Genomic DNA, 21,435 nt, shown 5'->3' on the forward strand with positions numbered 1-21,435 from the left:
GAGGAGCCCGGAAACCGCAAGCCGCCGCCCACATGTCCCTTCATCTTAACCTACAATGTCAAAGAGCCGACAAAAATACCGACACTCGCATAACCTCCCTTGCGGAAGATTTGGAGCATCTGGTTTTCTTGCGACCGCCGCAGAGGCCGGTGAGGCACTCCGCTGCGGTTCGACCTATCTAAGAGAGCGAACTCAGAACGTCAACAGCGAATTTTTCAAATATGGAATAACGACGACGCGGGAGGGTAGCGGTCCGGTGTCGGGCTCGCGGACATGAAGCAGCTCATAGACCCTTGGCGCCTACGGTTCGACTAGCACGCCTAGCGAGGGCGGCAACGCGTAGATGAGGCGAACCACCGGGACCTTTTCGCCGCAGGTAATCAGGGCACGCATCGATGACACCCAGCCGTTGAGCGAACCAGCCGTTGAACGAAGTCGCTATCCGGGCGGTCGCAACTGGCTGGTCTGCTGCCAGCCATTCCTCGGGCAGATCACATAGGCATGGATACTGCCGCTGGCGTTATGGTGCGCAAGGATGCCCTGCCCTGCCCTGCCCGGCGCCGCCGCCATCAACGTGCCCGAGCCGATCACCGGCGCGGCGGGTACCGCGCGGGGATCATCCGCGTCGAAGTGACCCTCGAAACACTATAAAACCTTTCGGCTGATCGCGTGGTTGGCGAATTATCCTCCCGCCTCACCCATCGAGATAGGCGGCGAGTTCCTCGGGCGCGGCGTGCGGGAAAGATTGCCGCAGAAAGTCGAGAAAGGCGGACACCCTTGCATTGAGCAGTCTGCGCGACGGGTAAAGTGCCCAAAGGGCGATGTCCGAGTCCGCTATGTCGCCCCAATGCGCCAGCCGCCCGCTGCCGATATCGCGACTGACCAGCGACAGCGGTAGCCGGGCGGCCCCTGCCCCAGCGCGCACTGCGTCGCGGATCATGATCAACGACGACAGGCGCAGCACCGGATCGACCGCAATCGTCGACGTCCCAGCCGGATCTGCAAGCCGCCAGTTTTGCGCGGCATCGCCACCGCGCACCACGGCGGGCACGGCGCCTGCACTGTGCGGCATGTCAGGCGCGGCCACCACCACCAGTCGGTCGTGGAGAAACGGGCGGCCGACCAGCGCATCATCTGCCGCGGGATCGACGCGGATCACCAGATCGTAGCCTTCCTCGATCATGTCCACCGCACGATCTTCAGTGGTCACTTCCAGCCGTATTTCGGTGTGGCGGCGGGAGAACTCTGCAGCCAACCGGCCCATCGCCGTCTGCGAGAACAGCAGCGGTGCGCTGATCCGCAGGCGGCCGCGTACCCGTTCGCTGCCCGAGGCAATGGCCGCAGCCGTTTCCTCCAATTCGGTCAGCAGCGCGCCGGCGCGTTCGAACAGCGCGCGCCCTTCCTCGGTCAGCTTGAGATCACGTCGTCCGCGTTCGAACAGCCGCAGGTCGAGCGCTGCCTCCAACTCCCCCACGCGTCGGGACAGCGTCGCCTTGGGCCGGCGCGCGGCACGAGCGGCTTTTCCAAACCCGCCATGACGGGCGACGAGTATGAAGTCGGCAAGCGCGAGCAGGTCCATAACGTTCCACCAGTGAGACCATGCGTCCAGATTACGCATCTATTTGCACGAACGTGGATCACGCATCTTTGCATCGTCAGCAAGACAAAACGAAGGAGCGAACACCATGACCATTCTCGTGATCGGAGCCACCGGCCGCGTCGGCCGCCATGTCGTCGACCAACTCATACAGCGCGATGCGCAGGTGCGCGTGCTCACGCGCGATCCCGCCAAGGCGGCGTTCCCGGTCGGCGTCGAGGTGATGCAAGGCGACCTGCTCGACATCGGCGCGCTGCGCGCCGCCTTCTCCGGCGTCAGCACGGTGTTCCTGCTCAATGCGGTAACGGGCGACGAATTCACCCAGGCTATCCTCACACTCAACGTCGCGCGCGAAGCCGGCGTCGATCGTGTCGTCTATCTGTCGGTGTTCGACGCCGACCGCGCCGTCAATGTCCCGCACTTTGCGGTGAAATCGGGGGCCGAGCGGATGCTGGCCGCGATGGGCTTCGGCGCCACCATCCTGCGCCCGACCTACTTCATCGACAACGAGGTGATGGTGAAGGACGTGATCCTACAGCACGGCGTCTACCCAATACCGCTCGGCGGCAGGGGCGTGGCGATGGTCGATGCGCGCGACATCGCCGAGGTCGCGGCGATCGAGTTGATCCGTCGTGAGCGCGCACCGCACACGTTACCGATCGAGACGATCAACCTGGTCGGCCCCGAGACGCTGACCGGGGTCGACGTCGCGGCGATCTGGTCCGACGTTCTCGGCCGCACCGTCACCTATGGTGGCGACGATCCCAGTGGCTTCGAACAGACCATGGCGACGTTCATGCCGGAATGGATGGCTTATGAGATGCGTCTCATGGCCGAGCGCTACGTCAGCGACGGCATGATCCCGGAAGATGGCGACCGCGAGCGTCTCGTAACGCTGCTTGGCCGCCCTCTCCACGGCTACCGCGAGACGGCCGTCCGGATCGCTGCCGAATGATGCTCAGGCAGGGCCCAGCGGTCGGCAGGTTCGCACCCGTCGACCGCTGGGTTCGCGTATCAGGCAACCGAGACCGCGCGGGAGGGGCATCGCATTGGCGCCGAACTGGGTCGTCGGCGAATGGGCCGCAGCACGAACGGCGAGGCTCTCGGTGGGCGCATTTACCGCCGCCTTGCTCGCGCGGTAGGTGCTGATGCAGTTTCCAAGCCAAAGCCCGGGGAACAGCCGGCAACGAGCGCGATGCGCGCTCTTCCATCCGCTATGCTGCCCGGCTGATTCTGTTCTCAAGCAGCCCCGCGATACGGCCACTCTCAACCGGACGACTGAATAGATAGCCCTGAATGTAACCGCAGCCCTCACCGCGCAGCAGGTCGAGCTGCCCGGTATCCTCGACGCCCTCGGCGGTCGTTTCCATGTCCAGCGCGGTCGCCAAGTCGACGATCGCGCGGACGATCGCCGCGGCGCTCGGATCGGTGGCGATGCTGGTGATGAACGAGCGGTCGATCTTGATCTTGTCGAACGGAAAGCTGCGCAGGTAGCTGAGCGACGAGTAGCCGGTGCCGAAATCGTCGAGCGCGACGCGGATGCCCATCGCGCGCAGCGTATGCAGCAATGCGATCACCGGGCCCTCGCCGTCGAGGAAGACCGATTCCGTGATCTCGATCTCGAGCCTGTCGGGTGCCAGGCCGCTATGTGCGAGCGCCTGGAGAATGATCGCCTGCAACCCGCTGTTGCGGAACTGCAGCGGCGACACGTTGACCGCGACGCGGATATGCTCTGGCCAGTGCATCGCCTGTCGACAGGCCTCCTGCATCACCCACTCGCCGATCGCGATGATCAGCCCGGTATCCTCGGCGATCGGGATGAATTCGGCCGGAGGAACGATGCCGCGCTCCGGATGATGCCAGCGCACCAGCGCTTCGAACCCGCCGATCCGGTCCGCCTTCAGGTCGAATACCGGCTGGTAGTTGAGCACGAACTGGCCTGCCTGGATCGCCTCGCGAAGGTCGAGCTCGACCTGCCGACGCCAGCGTGCGGCGGCGTCAAGCGAGGGTTCGAAAAACCGGAACACGCCGCGACCGTCTTCCTTGGCGAGATATAGCGCGAGGTCGGCATTCTTGAGCAGTTCGTCGGCGTCCTCGCCATCGACCGGGCCGATCGCAATGCCGATGCTGACCGCGGTCGCGATATGGTGGCCATCGGCCACGACCGGCTGGCGCATCATGTCGAGGATGCTCTGTGCAAGGACGCGCGGGCGATCGGCATCGAACTGGCCCGAGAGGATCACCGCGTATTCGTCGCCGCCGAGCCGCGAGACCAGCCCGTCGGGTGCGACCTCGCTCAACATCGTGGCGATCGCTTTCAGCAACGCATCGCCGACCGGATGGCCGAGCGTGTCGTTCACGCCCTTGAAGCGATCGAGATCAAGACACAGCACCGCGATCGCCCCGCCGGTGCGCCCGACCTGGAGGATCGCCTGATCGAGCGATTGGCGGAAATACGTCCGGTTCGGCAGGCCGGTGAGGACATCGTGGAATGCGAGATGCGTAATCCGGTTCTCGCGTTCGAGGATGCCGGCCGACATCCGGTCGAAGCTGGCGGCCAGCCTGCTGATCTCGTCGCGCCCCTTCACGACGATATGCGCGCGACTCCCCTCCTCCAACGCTCGCGCCGCGGCGTCCAGCGCCGCGATCGGTCCGGCGATTCCCATCGCCAGGCGCCGGCTGCCCAGCACGACGAGGATCAGCCCGGCCAGCCCGGCCAGCGCGATGCCCGCCTGCAATGGCAGATACGGAGTCAGTGCGGCGTTGAGCGGATAGCGGATCAGGATCGCCGCCTGCGGTCGATTTGTCAGGCCGGCGAGCGGCTTGGCGATCGCGAACGCGCGGCCGGTCGACAGATTGAGGGTGGCGAGTGTCCGAGATGACCGCGATGCCTCGACCAGATCGTCGACCGCCGCGTTCGATCCGACCGACCTGTCTGCCGCGTGCCAGCGCCCTGCGCCGTCGCTGCGCATGATCGTCGCGATCAGCGGGATCGCAGAAAGCCGTTCGAGCCCCTGCATCTCCATGCCGTCGAGCCGCACCGCGAAGACCACCCAGCCAACCTGCATAGGTGCCATCACGGGGGACATGATGAGTCGGTACACCTGCCCCGCCACCACCACGACCGCGTCACGCCGACCGTCCGGAACCGCGAAGGGGAACCGCGCGACCGTCTCAGCCAGGGCACCTGAGGGACCGGTGACCTGGCCCTCCTGATCGACCACGAACGCGGCGGTAACCTCTGCCCGGTTGCTGATATTGGCGAGCGCGGACGCAATCGTCGGCCGGTCGCCACTCGCGACCGCCGCGCGGAATCCGAAATCTCGCGACAACAGGTCGGCCGAGGCGATCAGCGACTGAGACCTGAGCGACCAGAGCCGGTCGTAGACGCTGCCGCTGGTAACGAGTTCCTGACGCACGGAATCGCGCGCGTGCGTCCAGATCATCACCTGCGCGACGACGGCAAGCAGCACCAGCGTCACCGCGAACAGGCTTGCGTACAGCACTGACAGCTTGGTCCGAAGATGGCGGAACCGCGGCCAGCGCAGACTCATCACCGGTGCAGCACGAAAGTCGTGGCAAAGCCGGTGGCGGCGACGTCGATCGGCTGGGAGGCAGTGCTGCCGGGCGCGCGAATAGATGGGTGCCAGACACGGACCGTGCCTGTCCCCGCGGGAACGCCGGTGATGCTGACATGCCCCGCCTGGTCGGTCAGCGCGGCAAACGGGGTGGCAGTCACGAACACGAATCCGCTCATCGAGTCATGGATGTTGCAGCCGAGCGGGACCACGCCCGGACGGTCGAACAGGACGGTTCGCGCATCCTCCTGCCCGTAGAGTTTCAGATCGAACTTCTTGGTCTTCGAAAACGAATAGACGTGGTGACGCACCCGGTCGCGATTGGGGAAGCCGACCGTCGCGCCGACGGGGACGATCAGCACATGCGGCTGAAACGCGATGTCGCGCTGTTCGATCATATACGGCCCACGCACCGTCACCGCCGGCGCCTTGGGCGTCTCGATCGTGACCACCGCGCCCGGCAGCGGCTTGCCGTCGAAGCCACGGACGTCGATCGCCACCGTGGCGGCATGCGCCGCCATCGGCAGTGCGAGCACGACGATCATCGAGGTCAGGCGGAGGACGGATGCGTACATAGCTTGGCCTCTAACGGTCCGAAGATTGCGAAGCCGTAAACGCCACTGACGTCCGGTCATGTCTTTTTCGCTCGGGCTCCGCATCGATAACCCGGCGTGGGAGACCAACAATTAACCAATAGTCTCCATGGGATACCGGATGATTCGCATGTCGCCATCGACCGTCGCCGGATGCATCGCCAAGCTCGCAGTGGCGATCACCGTCGTGACAGCATCCCCCGCCGCAGCGCGCGAGGGTCGTGCCGGCGGTAAACTCATGCTGACCAACGGCGTCACCACGATCGAGGGAAGTTCGGGCGGCGGCATCTCCACATGGGCGCTGATCGCCGGTAACGAAACCGTCGACGGGATCGGCGGGTCCGCGCATGTCTCGGTCATCCTGCTGCCGGGCTATCGGTGGGAAAGCCACGGCGCAGCGATCGGCGTCCACGACCGGCTGGAACTGAGCTACGCCCGACAGAATCTCGACACACGCGACGTCGGTGCAAAGCTGGGTATCGGCCAAGGCTATACGCTCAACCAGGACGTATTCGGTGCCAAGCTGCACGTCGTCGGCGATGCCGTCTATGGCAGCCCCTACCTGCCGCAAATCGCGATCGGCGCGCAGTACAAGCACAATCTCGATCCGCAGGTCGTCGCTGCGGTCGGTGGACGCCACGCCAGTGGTACCGACATCTACGTGGCTGCCACGAAGCTGCTGCTGCGACAGAGCATCCTGTTCGGCACCACGATCCGCTACACCAAGGCCAACCAGAATGGCCTGCTCGGGTTCGGAGGCGATCGTGGCGCAAATCGCACCGTCCAGGTCGAGGGCACGCTGGGCTATCAGATCTCGCGCCAGTTGGTCGTTGGCGGCGAATACCGGTCGAAACCGGACAATCTCGGGTTCGCCAAGGAGAACGACTGGAAGACCGCCTATGCCGCGTATGCGATCAGCAAAAACCTGACTGCGACCGCGGCCTATGTCGATCTCGGATCGATCGCGACGGCCGAGCGCCAACGCGGCGGCTTCCTGTCACTCCAGACCGCCTTCTAGGAGACGTTTCCGATGCTCGTGCTAGCCCTGCTCGCCCTCCTCCAGACCGCGCCCACGCCGCCCGGCGAGGACCCGGTCGCGCCCTATGCAATGAGCGATGCCAATGCCGGAGGCCGCCCGTTCAAAGGCGTTGCCATGCTCGAAGCGTTTCACGGGGTGGCCGGCATCGACCGGATCGTCGACGATCTGGTGACGACGAGCCAGGCCGATGCGCGGATCGGCGACATCTTCAAGGGGCAGGACATGATCCGCCTGCGCCGCACGCTGAAGGAGCAGTTCTGCGCCCTGCTGAACGGCGGTTGCCGTTACAGCGGTCGCGACATGGCGACCGCGCACAAGAACCTCGGCATCCAGGCCAAGGACATGAACGCGCTGGTCGAAAACCTCCAGGCCGCCATGCGTCGCGAGGGTGTGCCGTTTCCAGCTCAAAACGCCTTCCTCGGCAAGCTCGCGGTTATGAAGCCGGACGTGGTCACCCGGTAGAAACACTCACGGACGTTCAGCTTCCTGTCCCCGCCTCCCAACTTCAGATGCACGTTGATGAAGAGGGTCTCGAGGGTCCGCAAAAATCAAACTGTTGTGAATGATTGAGTTTTTGGGACGAGCCGGGTTGGTGAGCTTGGCGCCAGAATGCCGGCGATTCATCGCTGCTCAGGCGGTATGTCTCGCGCTCGGGCTGACAAATCACGGATGTCAGTTGGCTCGAACCTCAGGTGTCGATGGTGCGTCGACGGTGGCCTCTTCGCCACGGATAGTCCCGGCCGCCATTCTGTCGCAGGGCGGATAGGACGCGGCGTAAACCCTCCTCCGCAATTTGGGCAGACGTTGAGCAACTCTGTCTCGACGCACGTCGTACAGAACGTACATCCACAAGTGCAAATGCGCGCGTTCGTCGCCTCGGGCGGCAGATCGCGATCGCAGAACTCACAGTTCGGCCGTAGCTCAAGCGCCATGACTTCCTCCGGCATCCTGCGTCGCGGCGCGCGCCGGTTTGGGGGGCTCGGCAAGGTGAATGGAGTTACGGCTGTCGCCGATCCGCTTCGGCATTTTGTCTGGTGTACGCCCCCGCTCCCCGCGAGCGTCCGCCAGTGGGTCTCCGTCCTGTCGCCAATTGGTCCGCTCCGTCGACCGGTACGCTCGGCAAGAACATGCTGGTCGTCCACGCCTCGCAGACCGGCAATGCCGAACGCATTGCCCGGTTGAGCGCCGCCGCCTTTCCCGGCGCGACCGTCCGTTCGCTGGCGACGCTTGACCAGGACAGCCTGCGCGCTGCCCGCCGCGCGCTGTTCGTGGTCGCGACCTACGGCGAAGGCGACGCCCCCGATCGTGCCCGCAAATTCGAGGTGACGACGATGGCGACCCCGATCGATCTCGGTACGCTCGACTATGCGGTGCTGGCGCTGGGCGACCGCGAATATCGCGATTTCTGCGCATTCGGACACCGTGTCGACGCGTGGCTTCATGCCAGCGGTGGTCGACGGCTGTTCGACCGCGTCGATCTCGATGGCGCCGACATCGATGCCGAACGACATTGGCAGCAACAGCTGTCCGCGATCGCCGGCGCGGCGATCCAGCCCGACTGGCAACGCGCGGACTATACGCCGTGGACACTCGTATCGCGCGAGCACGTCAATCCGGGCAGCCCAGGCGGCGCGGTCTACCGGATCATGCTGGCGCCCCACGCGCCGACCATTTGGACACCCGGCGCGATCGCCGAGGTTCTGCCGCGCCACGACCCTGCACGCGTCGATCGCTGGCTGGCCCGCGTCGGTCGTTACGACGATTCCGCGTTACGTGAGACGCTGCTGGACAAGATACTGCCTGACGACGGCGGCGACTGTCCCGCCCCGCTGCAGGCCCTCGCGCACCGCGACTACTCGATCGCCTCGATCGCAGCCTCCGGCGCGGTCGAACTGCTGGTCCGTGCGTGTCCAGGTCCGGATGGGGGGCTCGGAATCGGTTCCGGCTGGTTGACGAAGGTCGCGCCGATCGGTGGCGCCATCCTTCTGCGTATCCGCGACAACCCAGGGTTCGGTCCGGTCGAACCGACGATACCGATCGTCCTGATCGGAAACGGGACAGGGCTTGCCGGGCTGATGGCACATCTTCGTGATCGTGCAGCCGTCGGCGGTGCTCCGGCATGGCTGCTGTACGGCGAGCGGTCGGGTGCTCACGACCGACCTTTCGCCGCGGAACTGGAAACGCTGTCCACCGACGGATCACTGTCTCGGATCGACCGTGCGTTCTCGCGCGACGCGGAGTGTGACCGCTACGTCCAGCATCTCGCCGCCGATGCTGCCGACGAGATGCTCGAATGGGCGGAACGTGGCGCCGCCATCTATGTGTGCGGCAGCCTTGCCGGCATGGCGAGCGCCGTCGATGCGGCGTTGCGCGCCATCCTGGGCGATGCGCGACTTGAGGAGATAGCCGAACAGGGCCGATATTGTCGCGATATCTATTAGGCAGGTCCCAGAGTCACGGCAGCCGAACGGTCCCTGTTCCTGGCAAGGGCGACCAGAAGCACGATGGCGACCCCGAGGACGACCGATGCCAGCGGACGACTGAAGGCCAACCCACCATGATCGACCGGCTTGTCGAGGAAATCTCCCACCGCGGCACCTAGCGGGCGGGTCAGGATGAAGGCCGTCCAAAACAGGGTGACCCGGCTGACGCTTGTCTTCGCGTACAGCAACACGAGCAGGGCAAGGCCGGCTGCGAAGATGGCTGCCGCGCCTATGTAGCCGAGCCCGCCGGTATCGGCGAACCAGTCGCCTAGCGCAGTGCCGAGCGTCTGCGAGACGGTGATCGTGATCCAGTAGAACAGTTCCGCACGCGGTTCGTGCACCGTCTCGACCGCGATCGAGCCGAGCGTGCGATACCAGGCGAACAGCGCCATCAGGACGAGCGTCAGTAGCAGCGCCGACCCACCGGCATAGCCGATCCCTAGCGAGCGGGTGGCGAAGTCCGCCATCGTCGTGCCCGCGGTGGTCGAGGCGATGATCGTCGTCCAATAGAGGAAAGGCCGGTAACGCGTCGCAGCGATCTGCAAGGCGATCAGGATGACCAGCGCACCGAGGAAGATCGCGCTGCCGACCAGATAGCCGAGGTTCATCGACATGCTGACGGTATCGCCGGCGGTCTCACCCAGCGTGGTCGCGAGGATCTTGATGATCCAGAACCCGAGCGTGACCGCCGGCACCTTGATGATGGCGGCACGGGCGGGGTCTGACAGCGGCATCGCGCGATCTCCAACGAATACCGCGACGTCTAGACTTTTGTGGGCACGGCGCGAAGATGCGCCTGCGAACATTAGGAAATGGCGTAGCGCCGCAAGCTGCTCTCAATCGGCGCCGCTAACCGGGGGCATGCCCCTGATACGCCCGATCCCGATGTTCGCGCACCGCTATCGTCCGAAAACCGGCCGGCGGCATCGCTTGTCGCGTCGGCGAAGACCGAGGCAGTCGCCATAAAGGCGATGTGCTCAAGCCAACGTTGCCTGCCGACGCGCAAGCCCGGATTGGCATCGTCACGGTCCGGGTCGAACAACGATCCGGCTTCGGTGAAGGCTCAGCGTGAACCTTATTTACCAGGATCAGGACCGATGAGGTCAACGAACTCGCCGGCCGGGTCGAGCCCGATCGCGACGAGCAAGGTGTGATCGGGATAGACGAGAGCGAACTCGTCAAACCCGAACCCATCGGGCCGGCGAAAGCGGATGGCCTGCGAACGCCGAGCAGCCGTAGGCGGCGGTGGAAGATCACCCCCATGCTGCAAATGACCCACCCGCTATCGCGTGCATGCATGATGGGCTTTAGTGAATCTCTGCTCCCGCACACATCCGCAACTGACGGCGTTGCCCCGCTCGTCCATCCAGGTCCAACGCCAAACCTTTAGAGACAGCCCTCCGGGAAGCTCAGGGCTGTTCCCCGACCGGGGCGACATACTCGCCCATGTCGGGCGCATCGTCCTGCGGCTCTCCACGCTGCAGGTTCGAGTGGCGGATGCCATAGGCGAAATACAGCACCACCCCGCCCGCCAGATACCAAAGGAAGAACATCAGGACCTTCATCGGCACCGTCGTGATCAGGTAGACGCACGACGCGATGCCCAGCAGGGGCACAACCGGATACAGCGGTACGGTGAAGCCACGCGGCAAATCGGGCGCGGCGCGGCGCAGATAGATGACCGACAGGCAGACGATCGAGAACGCCGACAACGTCCCGACCGAGGTCATGTCGCCCAGCACGTTGATGTCGAAGAACCCCGCCGCCACCGCGGTGATGACGCCGACCAGCACCGTGTTGACATACGGCGTCTTGAACGTCGGGTGCACGGTCGCGAACACCCGCGGCAACAGGCCGTCGCGCGCCATCGTGTAGAAGATCCGGGTCTGGCCGTACATCAGCACCAGCACCACCGACGTCAGGCCGATGATCGCGCCGATCTTGATGAGCTTGGCGAGCCAGCTCCATGTCGGGCCGAAACTGTCGACCACCACGGCAACCGGATCGGACACGTTGAGCGCGGTATAGGGCACCAGCAGGGTCATGATCGCGGCGACGAGCATGTAGATCAGCGTACAGACGACCAGCGCTCCGATGATCCCGAACGGCATGTCCTTCTTGGGATCCTTCGCCTCCTGCCCCGCCGTCGAGATCGCCTCGAAGCCGACATAGGCGAAGAACACGATCGAGGCGGCGCGCATCACGCCGTCGACGCCGAACTTGCCGTCGCCTTGGCTGGCGGGAATGAACGGCGTCCAGTTGCGCGCGACCAGCTCGTTGAAGTGCGACAGCACGATCGCGCCGCCGACCGCGATGAAGGCGACCAGCACGCCGACCTTGATCGCGACGATGATCGTGTTGACCTTGGCCGATTCCGCAACGCCCCGCACCAACAGCGCGGCAAGTGCCAGGCAGATCAGGAACGCCGGCAGGTTGAAGATCGTCGTCACCGGTTGTCCGTCGACCAGCACGGGCACACCGCCCCGCATCAGCGGGTACCCGGCCGGACCGGTGAACTGCGGCGGAATGTGCATGCCGAAATCGCCCAGCAGGCTTACCATATAGCCCGACCAGCCTACTGCCACCACCGACGCCGCCAGCCCGTATTCGAGCATCAGCAGCGCGCCCATCATCCACGCGACGAACTCGCCCAGCGTCGTGTAGCCATAGGTGTAGGCCGATCCCGACACCGGCAACGTCGACGACAGCTCGGCATAGCACAGCCCGGCAAACGCGCAGACGATGCCCGCCACGACAAACGACAGCAGCACTGCCGGCCCAGCGTGCAGCGCGGCCGCCGAGCCGGTGCGCACGAAGATACCCGCGCCGATGATGCAGCCGATGCCCAGCATCAGCAGGTTCCATTTGCCCAGCGTACGCTTCAGCTCGCTCGCCGCGGTTTCGCGTTGCACCTGCGCAATGGATTTGCGCGCGAACACGCGCTCGACGATGCCCCTCGCGGCCTTGGTTGCCATATTTCCCCCGGGGTCAGATAAGTCAGCCAACGCGTCTAAGCGCAGCGACCAACCGGGACAACGCAATCTTCCTACTTTCTAGGGGGTTAGCATCTTGTAGCCCGCGGCGTTCACTCGGCTGCCCTACGCTCCGTTACGCGACACTCGACCAGCTTTGGTGATCGACTGCTGTCATCAATCGTTTCCGAATAATCGATTGGACAAATGTCGGTCATTTCCTGCATCTTCCGATCACGCAGGTAACACTGATTGAGAGAGGACGCCGACATGGCCGATTACGAACAGCCCAAGAGCAGCGGTTGCCCGATGGGCCCCAACGGTGGCGGCGAGGTCAAGGCCCGCTCGCTGCTCGGTCGCACGAACAAGGATTGGTGGCCGGATGCGCTGCCGATCGACATGCTGCACCAGCACGGCGTCTCCCCCGACCCGATGGGCGAAGAGTTCGACTATGCCGAGTCGTTCCAGCAGCTCGATTATGCCGCGCTCAAGGCGGACCTGACCGCGCTGATGACCGACAGCAAGTCCTGGTGGCCTGCCGATTACGGTCACTACGGCCCGTTCATGATCCGCATGGCATGGCACGCCGCCGGCACCTACCGAGTGACCGATGGTCGCGGCGGATCGTCGTCGGGCCAGCAGCGCTTTGAGCCGCTCAACTCGTGGCCGGACAACGGCAACCTCGACAAGGCGCGTCGCCTGTTGTGGCCGCTGAAGCAGAAGTACGGCAAGAACATCAGCTGGGCCGATCTGTTCATCCTCGCCGGCAACGTCGCGATCGAGAGCATGGGCGGACCGATCTTCGGCTTCGCCGGCGGCCGCAAGGACGTCTTCGCCTCCGAGGGCGACACGTTCTGGGGCGCCGAAGAGCTGTGGGTCAACGAGGGTGCGCAGACGCGCATCAGCGAGGACATGCCCGAGCTCGAAGGCCCGCTCGCCGCGATCCAGATGGGTCTCATCTACGTCAATCCGGAAGGTCCGGGCGGTGATCCGAACCCGCTCCTGTCCGCGCGCGACATGAAGGCGACCTTCTTGCGGATGGCGATGAACTCCGAGGAAACCGTCGCGCTGACCGCTGGCGGCCACGCTTTCGGCAAGTCGCATGGCGCCAAGCCCGCCCCGCATTTCAAGGCACCGTCTTCGGAATCCGTGCACATGCAGGGTCTTGGCTGGCTGACCGACAGCGAGGAGATTGGCCAGGGCCACATCACGACCTCGGGCATCGAGGGTGCGTGGTCGAACAACCCGACCAAGTGGACCGGCGATTACCTGCGCCTGCTGTTCAAGTACGACTATGAGCTGACCGAGAGCCCGGCCGGCGCGAAGCAGTGGCAGCCGGTCAATCCAGCACCGGAGGACATGGCACCCGACGCACGCGACCCCAACAAGCGCGTGCCGACGATGATGACCACCGCCGACATGGCGCTGAAGATGGACCCCGAGTTCCGCGAGATCGCGCTGCGCTTCCGGGACGATCAGTCGGCACTCGACGACGCGTTCGCGCGCGCGTGGTTCAAGCTGACGCACCGCGACATGGGTCCGCGGGTTCGTTACCTCGGACCTGAGGTGCCGGAAGAGACGCTGATCTGGCAGGATCCGGTTCCCGAGGGCACCGCACCGTCGGACGCCGACGCCGCTGCGTTCAAGGACGCCGTGCTATCGAGCGGGCTGACGATCGGCGAGCTGGTCAAGACCGCCTGGGCGTCGGCATCGAGCTATCGCCGGTCGGACCACCGCGGTGGTGCGAACGGTGCGCGCATCGCGCTCGCCCCGCAGAAGGACTGGCCGGTCAACGAGCCCGAGCAGCTGAGCAAGGTCCTGGCCAAGCTCAACGAGCTGCGCGGCGACATGTCGCTGGCCGATGCGATCGTGCTGGCCGGATCGGCTGCGGTCGAGAAGGCAGCGCGCGATGCCGGCCACGACGTGTCGGTGCCGTTCCTCGGTGGACGCGGCGATGCGACGCAGGAGTGGACCGATGTCGAGAGCTTCGTGTGGATGGAGCCGCAGGCCGATGGCTTCCGGAACTACCTGAAGACGCGTCACCCGGTGAAGACCGAAGAGCTGCTGCTCGACAAGGCCTCGCTGCTCGGCCTGTCTGCGCCGGAGATGACGGTGCTGGTCGGTGGCCTCCGCGTACTCGGCGCGAACTTCGGCGATGCGCCAGAGGGCGTGCTGACCGAGCGTAAGGGCCAGCTGACCAACGACTTCTTCGTCAACCTGCTCGACAACGACACCTTCTGGGATCTGGTCGACACGTCGAGCGACGAGAAGTTCATCGGCTACGATCGTGGTGGTCGCGAGAAGAAGTGGCAGGCGACCCGTACCGACCTGATCTTCGGCTCGAACTCGCAGCTGCGCGCGACGGCCGAAGTCTATGCCGAGAACGGCCACGAGAAGAAGTTCGTGCGCGACTTCGTCAAGGCGTGGGTCAAGGTCATGAACGCCGATCGTTTCGACGTCACGGCCAAGCCTGTTTCGTCAAACCAGGCGACCTGAACTTCGGTGACATGAATATAAGCCGTGGTGGGTCGGACAATGTTCCGGAACACCACGGCTTAGCTATGACTGGCCTATGTAGTTCATAGGCAATTACACGGTACCCGCCCTCGCTCGTCGTCTGGGGCCATTGCGCTACACACGTATGCGAGGCGGTCTGCGAAAGCGCCGGTTATCAGATCTTCGCGAAGATGATCGCATTCGTCACGCCACTTCAGGAACGCCCAAAGTCACCCGTTTCGGCGGTAGACAGACGGATCGCGTGATCGTGACAGCGCCAGCCAGAGAAGCCGATTTTGACAGGTTCCTGGTAAAGCTCATCGACCCAACCAAAGTTACGCGGATGCCTTAGCTCACGGCGCAGTCCGTATGAGCATTTCGCGCTAAATCTTATAACTCTCGGCAAAGGCTCGGGAGGAGACGGAACCCTAACGTCTCGCAATTCTCGACGATGAGTTGAAGATCACCGTGCGAGCCAGCCGCCATCGACGGCAAGGATGTGGCCTTGCACGTAGTTGGCTGCCGCCGACGACAGGAACACCGCCGCACCGCCGAGATCGCTCGCGTCACCCCATTTGCCTGCCGGTATGCGGTCGAGGATCGAACGGTTGCGGGTCTCGTCCGCCTGGAGTGCAGCGGTGTTGTTCGTCGCGATGTATCCCGGTGCGATCGCGTTGACGTTGATGCCCTTGGCCGCCCATTCGTTCGCGAGGAGCTTGGTGAGGCCGCCGATCCCCGACTTCGATGCAGTATAGCTCGGCACGCGAATGCCGCCTTGAAACGTCAGCATCGAGGCGATGTTGACGATCTTGCCGCCACCGTTCGCGATCATGTGGCGACCGGCCGCCTGGCACAGGAAGAACACCGACTTGAGGTTGGTGTCGATCACCGCATCCCAGTCGGCTTCGGTGAAGTCGACCGCATCAGCGCGGCGGATGATGCCGGCGTTGTTGATCAGGATGTCGAGACCGCCGAGCTTGGCCACCGTCTCGTCGACGACGCGCTGGACCGGTTCGATCGTCGACAGGTCGGCCGACACGATCTCCGCTTTCCGTCCGAGCGCGCGGATCTGCGCGACGGTATCCTCGGCAGGCGTGCGGCCGACACAGGCCACGTCCGCGCCGGCGGTCGCGAGCGCAACAGCGATCGCCTGGCCGATGCCGGTGTTGGCGCCGGTGACGATGGCGACCTTGCCGGTCAGGTCGAAGGGGTTTGTCATCGCTATCTCTCTCATTCCCCTCCCGCCTGCGGGAGGGGCTAGGGGAGGGGAAATGAGGGCCAACGCTCGTGGACACGCCCTCCCCCGACCCCTCCCGTCAACGGGAGGGGAGCAGAAGTTACGCCAGCTGGCAGATATCCAGGACGTTCATATCGGTATAATCCTGGTTCTCGCCCGCCATGGCCCAGATGAACGCGTACGCCTTCGTCCCCGAACCCATGTGGATCGACCAGGGCGGGCTGATCACCGCTTCCTCGTTCGCCATGACGATGTGGCGGGTCGCCTCGCCTTCGCCCATGTAATGGAACACGCGGTCCTTCTCGAGATCGTCGAGCTCGAAGTAGAAATAGATCTCGCTGCGACGCTCATGGATATGCGGCGGCATCGTGTTCCAGACCGAGCCGGGCTTCAGGACGGTCAGCCCCATGACCAGCTGCGCGCTGTCACAGATGCCCGGGATGACCATCTGGTAGATCGTCCGCTCGTTCGACTCCTCGAGGCTGCCGCGCTCAAGCGTCGTTGCATCGCCGACCGAGATCACCCGCGTCGTGAACGCCTTGTGCGCGGGGCACGACGCCAGATAGAAACGTGCGCCGTCGCCGGAAAACTGCACGTCCTTCGCGCCCATCGTCACGTACAGGCAATCCTTGTTGCCGAGCGTGAACGTCTCGCCGTCGACCGTGACGGTGCCGCTGACCTTGCCGACGTTGACGACCGCGAGTTCGCGGCGTTCGAGGAACGGGTGCCCTGCCGCAGATGCCGGCTCGGCCTGGTCCGGCAGCTTGACGCTACCGCTCGCGACGGAGACGCCGCCGATAACGAAACGCTCGGCATGGGTGTAGTTGAGCACGCACTCACCGTCGCGGAACAGGTCCTGGATCAGGTACCGGTCGCGCAGTTCGTCGTTGGAGACGCACTCCATCATGTCGGGATGCGTGGCGTAATAGGTGCGGTCGTACATGCGGGACTCCGATGGCCGAGAGATGGATGCCGGAAGCGACACCTCAGTTGATAGAACCGATACCGCTCCGCATATTTTGACGCAAGTGACCACAATACGGGATTTATCAATCAGTCGCGGCCAACGTCGCCAAGGCGGCGTTTACCCAACGCCGCCGGCGATTGGATGGTCGCGCGGTCGAGCGCCTCGGGGATCAACGCCAGACACTGGATCGCGGCAAGACCCCATTGCGCGGACGCATTGGTCGAGACACCGGGCCATTCGGTGACGTGCCCCTCGGTATGCCGCGGATCGGCGGGCCATGTGCCAAGCCCCGCATCGCCGGACAGGAACTCTCCCGCCGCCCGTGCCGCGAGCGTCATATCCTGCGTTTCGTGCGCGACATACGCAGTCAGCCGGGAATGCGCCTCGCGTAAGTTGCGCGGGCCGAACGGTGCACCGAACTTCGCTAGATATTCGGCTTGAGGCGCATTGTACCATCGGCAGTAATCAAGCCAGGCGGTACGATAGCGCGGCACATCGAGCAGGCGGATCAGTTCGGAACTTACCTCGACAGCGCCGAACACCGCGTTCAGATGCGAGAGCCGGATACCGCGATTCTGGTCGACGAACCGTCCCGAGGCGAGATCGAACGGCGCGCTGCCGGTCATCCAGCCGTGCGGCAGGCGCCCTATGCTGTCGAGCCCCGCGACGATCCGGTCGCGCCACCGCGTGTCGCCGGTCCGCTCCCATTCGGTCAGCCACGCTGCAGCGAGCGGGCACCAGGTCGTCCCGAACGTCATCTCGATCGTACCCGTCGGCAGCACCGGCTTCTTCGCGCCCGGCACCTTCCGCCCGATCTCGACCTGCTGGAGCGTCTGGTCGGAGGTGAGCAGGTCGCGCATCAGGTCGCCGACGCGCTCGTCCGCGGTCAGGTAATAGAAGATGCGGCGATAGCTGGCGTTGCTGACGCGTGGCTGTTTCGAGCTGTCACTCCAGTGCTGGACGCCGTGGCGCGTGCCCATGCCGGCGAAACGCCCGCCATGATAGACGTCGACTTCGCCCGTGTGGCGCGTCATCGCCTCGGCAAAGCGGAACGCCTGCGCGTTGCCGGTGCGCAGGACCGAATACCAGAGCCAGAGGTCGGGCGAGAGTTCGCTGTTGTCCCACGCGAATCCACCAATATCATACCGCCAGCGATGCCGGTCGCTGTCGTAGGTGTGCATGATGTCGCCGTGGTTCCAGAACCCGTACCAGGCCCGGCGATCGACCTCGCCCGCGTAGAAATCGACGAGGTTGTCGAGCTGGTTCTCGATCGCGGTGCGGTTCGGCGTCGAGCGATCGGGCAGGCCCCAGTCGCCGAAGACGCGCGCGGCGTGGAGGCGCTCAGGGGTCGCCATCAGTTGCGGCGGCGTAGCCTGTGCCTTCGCCATGTTGGCGAGCGTCGCGGTGTCGGGCGTCGCGGGCAACGCCCAGAGCGTCAGTTCACTGGTGCGCGCGATGCCGGATGCGTCGTCCCAACCGGGTTCGTAATCCTCATAGGTGACGGACAGTCCCTCATTCTGTGCCTCAAATCCCTCCATCCCCATCGCGCCGTGATAGGGACGCAGGTCCATCGCCGGTGCCTCGGGCGACCACAGCCAGGCGGTCAGTCGCGCCGCATCGCCATCAGCAGCGTCGATGTGGAGCGCGGTCGGATGACGCTGCCAGAAATAGCGCTGGCCGAGCGCGACGCCGCCGTCGGAACCGCCGACATAGGCAAGCCCTGGAGCGCGCGCACCCTCGTCGGCGTCGATCCACCCCTGCCCCGGCGCGGTCCGCTTGGTCAGTTGCCACCCATTGGCGTTGGGCTGTTCGAGACGGAAGTCGCCCCAGGCGGGGATTCGTTCCAGCGTGTCGCGCACCGCTGGCGCCATAGTTGCCAGCGGCGGGGTCGCGCGGCCGGCGACCTGCGCCTCGCGAAACGCTCGGCCGGGGTCGCGACGCAGACCGGTGAGCGGCCGCACGCCCTCGGCGAACATCTGGCCGTCGGTGGCGATGCGGACATGGCGATCGTGGAGTGCGCCACTCATCGGGACGGACGCCTGTACGCCGAGGCTCGCGAGGAAATCCCGACCGGGATTGCCGTCGAACACGAAGCTGTGGACGATCCGCAACGCCGCCGATCCGGCATAGGCATAGAGCCGCACCGTAAAGGGGAGCCAGCGACGATCGGCCATCGCGTGCCGCCCCTCGATCTTGACGACCGCACGGACGGGTCCGCGTTGCTCGATGGTGACCTTTTCGATCTCGCCGGCGAACGACACGGGTTCGCCGTGGAGCGGGTCGGACTTGACCGAACCGACGAGAGAAACGGCGCCGAGCACGGGCTTCCCGGACTGGCTGGCTGAGCGGACCAATGCGGGCCCGGTGCGACCGATCTCCCAGCGCAAGTCGCCGACGTCGATGACCACGGCATCGGTCGACTCGGTAACCTTCACCGCGCGCGCTGGTGCCGTCGCCCGACCGCGCGTGACGATCAGGCCAGCGGGCGCGACATCGGCGGGTATCGCGTGGGCGGTCCACTTGATCGAGCCGTCGGGCCAGGTCGCGGTGCTCCAGGTCTGCGCGGGTATGTCAGCGCCATCGGCAGTGCGAACCGCGAGCGCGGTGTTGCGCTTCAGCACGCCGCGCGGCCACGCGACGCCGAACGTCTGCCCCATGTGCATCGTCGGCGTTGCCCCGTCGATCCAGCGTATCGCGGCAGACTGGAACGCAGGCGCGGTAGCCGCGTCGAGCCGAACCGGCAGCAGCGCGGTCGCGCCGCCAAGCAGTGCGACCTTCAGCGTATCGCGCCGCGTAGGGTTCATTGGGGTCATGATCTTCTCCATCAGCGGCGCGTGATCGACAGGTGGCGGATGCGCAGGTGGCTCCACGTGGTCCGCAGCCCGAACTGGCCGGACGCATAGGGTTCGGGATCGTCGAGCGTGAACACCCGCCGCCCGTCGCGCTCGACCGCCACCGTCCGCCCGTCCGCGATCAGCCGGATCGTCGTCCAGCGATTGGGCTGAAGCATGTCGTCGGCGTCGCGCCTGTCGTGCTCGGGGAGTAGCGGGCGATCGCCGGCACGGCCGACATAGCGGCGGAAGCGGGTCGTCGTGTTCCGGTTGCCGCCGATGCCGACATAATAGGTGCGCAGGCTGTCATAGTCCGCGAAGGCGCCGCTGCGGCGGTGGACTAGAACGGAACCGCCGTCGTCTTCACGGGCCATCCAGAACGCGTTGAGGTCGCTGACTTTGTCGTTTGCGCCACCCTGCGATACCGACAACGCTTCGAACCGAATGACGACCGGTCCCGCGACCGGCTTGCGCCACCAGAGCGTCAGGCCCTTCGCGGTATCGATATCGATGATCCCGCCGCGTTCGGTGACTCGCGCCGCGGGGTCCTCGGCCTCGACGACCCAATCGGCGAGCGGCTGGCGGGCGATCGACATCGACGGCACGCTGGCGAGGATACCCGCAGCGATGTGAAGCCGTGCATTCAAGCGCATGCTGCCCTCCCCGTGCGCTGTCATCGCGCTCCGCCATTGCATAGGCCGCGAAATCGCCACTGCCAAGTTAGTGCCGAATATTAGTTATGCATTCCACATTATGGTTATTTAATCGAGATGCCGGTTGCTCTTTCCGGAACGGCGTCGCATCATGCGGGAAAGACGCCACGGGAGAGTGTGGGTGAAGAACGGCCTGTTGATAGCCATCGCTCTGGTTGCGCCTGCGATCATGGGAGCCGCCCCTGCCCCAATGCGGATATTCATCGCCAGCGACTCGACCGCACAGGACTACAAGGCGGATCGCTATCCGCAGTCGGGTTGGGGCACGATGCTGCGATGCGCCGTGGCGCCAAACGTCAGCATCGAGAACCGCGCGATTGGCGGGCGGAGCACCAACAGCTTCATCCGCGAGGGGCGGCTCGACAAGATCGCCGCGGACCTGCGGAAAGGCGACACGCTGCTGATCCAGTTCGGTCACAACGATGCGAGTGTCGACAAGCCCGAACGCTTCACGACGATCGAACAGTATCGCGCAAACCTCCGCCAATTTCTCGACGTCGCCAGCCATGCGGGTGCGAAGGCGGTGATCCTGACCCCGGTCGCGCGCCGCGACTTCAAGGACGGGGTCGAGCAACCTAGCTTTCCGACCTATGCCGATGCGGCGCGACAGGTGGCGCGCGACACGCGGACGCCGCTGATCGATCTCGGCAAGACGTCACAGGCCTGGGTGCAGGCGGCCGGGGCCGACGCGGCGAAGGGGTATTACCTGCATTACACCGGCGCAGCAGGAGCGCCCGGCTATCCCACCGGCGTGGCCGACGACACGCATTTCAGCGAAATCGGCGCGCGGCGGGTTGCCGATCTGGTGGCGACCGGACTCCACCATCTGAAGCTGCCGATCGCGCGGTACGTGACGCTTGGGACTCCCGCCCTGACGCGTGCGACGCCGGCGGGTGGCCCGTCGTGCGGCTGATCGGCGCGCTGGCTCT

At 65.0% G+C, this 21,435-nt stretch carries 16 protein-coding genes; 6 read left to right on the forward strand and 10 right to left on the reverse strand.

Annotated features, from left to right (window positions below; genetic code table 11):
- Positions 1–694: 694 nt before the first annotated feature.
- A complete protein-coding gene (locus C8J42_RS13580; protein ID WP_120300973.1) occupies positions 695–1,579 on the reverse strand; it encodes a LysR family transcriptional regulator in 885 nt (294 codons plus the stop codon).
- Positions 1,580–1,685: 106 nt separating this feature from the next.
- Here C8J42_RS13580 and C8J42_RS13585 point away from each other — a divergent pair, with 106 nt between their 5' ends.
- Positions 1,686–2,552 (forward strand): NmrA family NAD(P)-binding protein, encoded by an 867-nt coding sequence (locus tag C8J42_RS13585; RefSeq protein ID WP_133020502.1) that lies wholly within the window; start codon positions 1,686–1,688, stop codon positions 2,550–2,552.
- A 259-nt stretch (positions 2,553–2,811) separates the two neighbouring features.
- Here the strand turns inward: C8J42_RS13585 and C8J42_RS13595 are convergent, their stop codons facing one another.
- Together C8J42_RS13595 and C8J42_RS13600 are read right to left on the reverse strand one after the other, a co-directional pair.
- Positions 2,812–5,151, reverse strand: a complete 2,340-nt coding sequence (locus C8J42_RS13595; RefSeq protein ID WP_133020503.1) for an EAL domain-containing protein — start codon at positions 5,149–5,151, stop codon at positions 2,812–2,814.
- Positions 5,151–5,750, reverse strand: a complete 600-nt coding sequence (locus C8J42_RS13600) for a methylamine utilization protein (RefSeq protein WP_243644412.1) — start codon at positions 5,748–5,750, stop codon at positions 5,151–5,153. Before C8J42_RS13600 ends, C8J42_RS13595 begins: the two co-directional genes overlap by 1 nt.
- Before the next feature lie 148 nt (positions 5,751–5,898).
- Here C8J42_RS13600 and C8J42_RS13605 point away from each other — a divergent pair, with 148 nt between their 5' ends.
- On the forward strand, positions 5,899–6,786 hold the full coding sequence (locus tag C8J42_RS13605) for a DUF3034 family protein (protein ID WP_133020504.1): 888 nt from the start codon (positions 5,899–5,901) through the stop codon (positions 6,784–6,786).
- 12 nt (positions 6,787–6,798) lie between these two features.
- Entirely contained in the window at positions 6,799–7,269 is a 471-nt protein-coding gene (locus C8J42_RS13610) for a group 1 truncated hemoglobin (RefSeq protein WP_133020505.1), read from the forward strand.
- Positions 7,270–7,427: 158 nt separating this feature from the next.
- On the opposite strand, the gene C8J42_RS13615 is transcribed toward C8J42_RS13610, so the two are convergent.
- Positions 7,428–7,754 carry a DUF1272 domain-containing protein gene (locus tag C8J42_RS13615; RefSeq protein ID WP_347812411.1) on the reverse strand — a complete coding sequence of 109 codons (327 nt, stop codon included), beginning with the start codon at positions 7,752–7,754 and terminating at the stop codon, positions 7,428–7,430.
- 120 nt (positions 7,755–7,874) lie between these two features.
- Here C8J42_RS13615 and C8J42_RS13620 point away from each other — a divergent pair, with 120 nt between their 5' ends.
- Positions 7,875–9,248 carry a sulfite reductase subunit alpha gene (locus C8J42_RS13620; RefSeq protein ID WP_133020507.1) on the forward strand — a complete coding sequence of 458 codons (1,374 nt, stop codon included), beginning with the start codon at positions 7,875–7,877 and terminating at the stop codon, positions 9,246–9,248.
- On the opposite strand, the gene C8J42_RS13625 is transcribed toward C8J42_RS13620, so the two are convergent.
- A complete protein-coding gene (locus tag C8J42_RS13625) occupies positions 9,245–10,024 on the reverse strand; it encodes a hypothetical protein (protein WP_133020508.1) in 780 nt (259 codons plus the stop codon). The genes C8J42_RS13620 and C8J42_RS13625 overlap by 4 nt on opposite strands.
- Positions 10,025–10,699: 675 nt before the next feature.
- On the reverse strand, positions 10,700–12,265 hold the full coding sequence (locus C8J42_RS13630; RefSeq protein WP_133020509.1) for an amino acid permease: 1,566 nt from the start codon (positions 12,263–12,265) through the stop codon (positions 10,700–10,702).
- Positions 12,266–12,571: 306 nt separating this feature from the next.
- Here C8J42_RS13630 and katG point away from each other — a divergent pair, with 306 nt between their 5' ends.
- Entirely contained in the window at positions 12,572–14,758 is a 2,187-nt protein-coding gene (katG, locus tag C8J42_RS13635) for a catalase/peroxidase HPI (protein ID WP_243644469.1), read from the forward strand.
- A gap of 463 nt (positions 14,759–15,221) precedes the next feature.
- Here katG and kduD read toward each other — a convergent pair whose 3' ends face one another.
- From kduD to C8J42_RS13655, 4 genes are all read right to left on the reverse strand, one after another.
- Positions 15,222–15,977, reverse strand: a complete 756-nt coding sequence (kduD, locus tag C8J42_RS13640; protein WP_133020511.1) for a 2-dehydro-3-deoxy-D-gluconate 5-dehydrogenase KduD — start codon at positions 15,975–15,977, stop codon at positions 15,222–15,224.
- Positions 15,978–16,095: 118 nt separating this feature from the next.
- Entirely contained in the window at positions 16,096–16,938 is an 843-nt protein-coding gene (gene kduI, locus C8J42_RS13645) for a 5-dehydro-4-deoxy-D-glucuronate isomerase (RefSeq protein ID WP_133020512.1), read from the reverse strand.
- A 110-nt stretch (positions 16,939–17,048) separates the two neighbouring features.
- Positions 17,049–19,775, reverse strand: a complete 2,727-nt coding sequence (locus tag C8J42_RS13650) for a Tat pathway signal sequence domain protein (protein WP_133020513.1) — start codon at positions 19,773–19,775, stop codon at positions 17,049–17,051.
- Positions 19,776–19,786: 11 nt separating this feature from the next.
- Entirely contained in the window at positions 19,787–20,446 is a 660-nt protein-coding gene (locus tag C8J42_RS13655) for a DUF6250 domain-containing protein (RefSeq protein WP_133020514.1), read from the reverse strand.
- Between the two features lie 250 nt (positions 20,447–20,696).
- Here C8J42_RS13655 and C8J42_RS13660 point away from each other — a divergent pair, with 250 nt between their 5' ends.
- On the forward strand, positions 20,697–21,419 hold the full coding sequence (locus tag C8J42_RS13660; RefSeq protein ID WP_243644413.1) for a rhamnogalacturonan acetylesterase: 723 nt from the start codon (positions 20,697–20,699) through the stop codon (positions 21,417–21,419).
- The last annotated feature ends 16 nt before the right edge of the window (positions 21,420–21,435 follow it).

The organism is Sphingomonas sp. PP-CE-1A-559, from assembly GCF_004340965.1.
In the GTDB taxonomy this organism is placed as follows: Bacteria; Pseudomonadota; Alphaproteobacteria; order Sphingomonadales; family Sphingomonadaceae; genus Sphingomonas.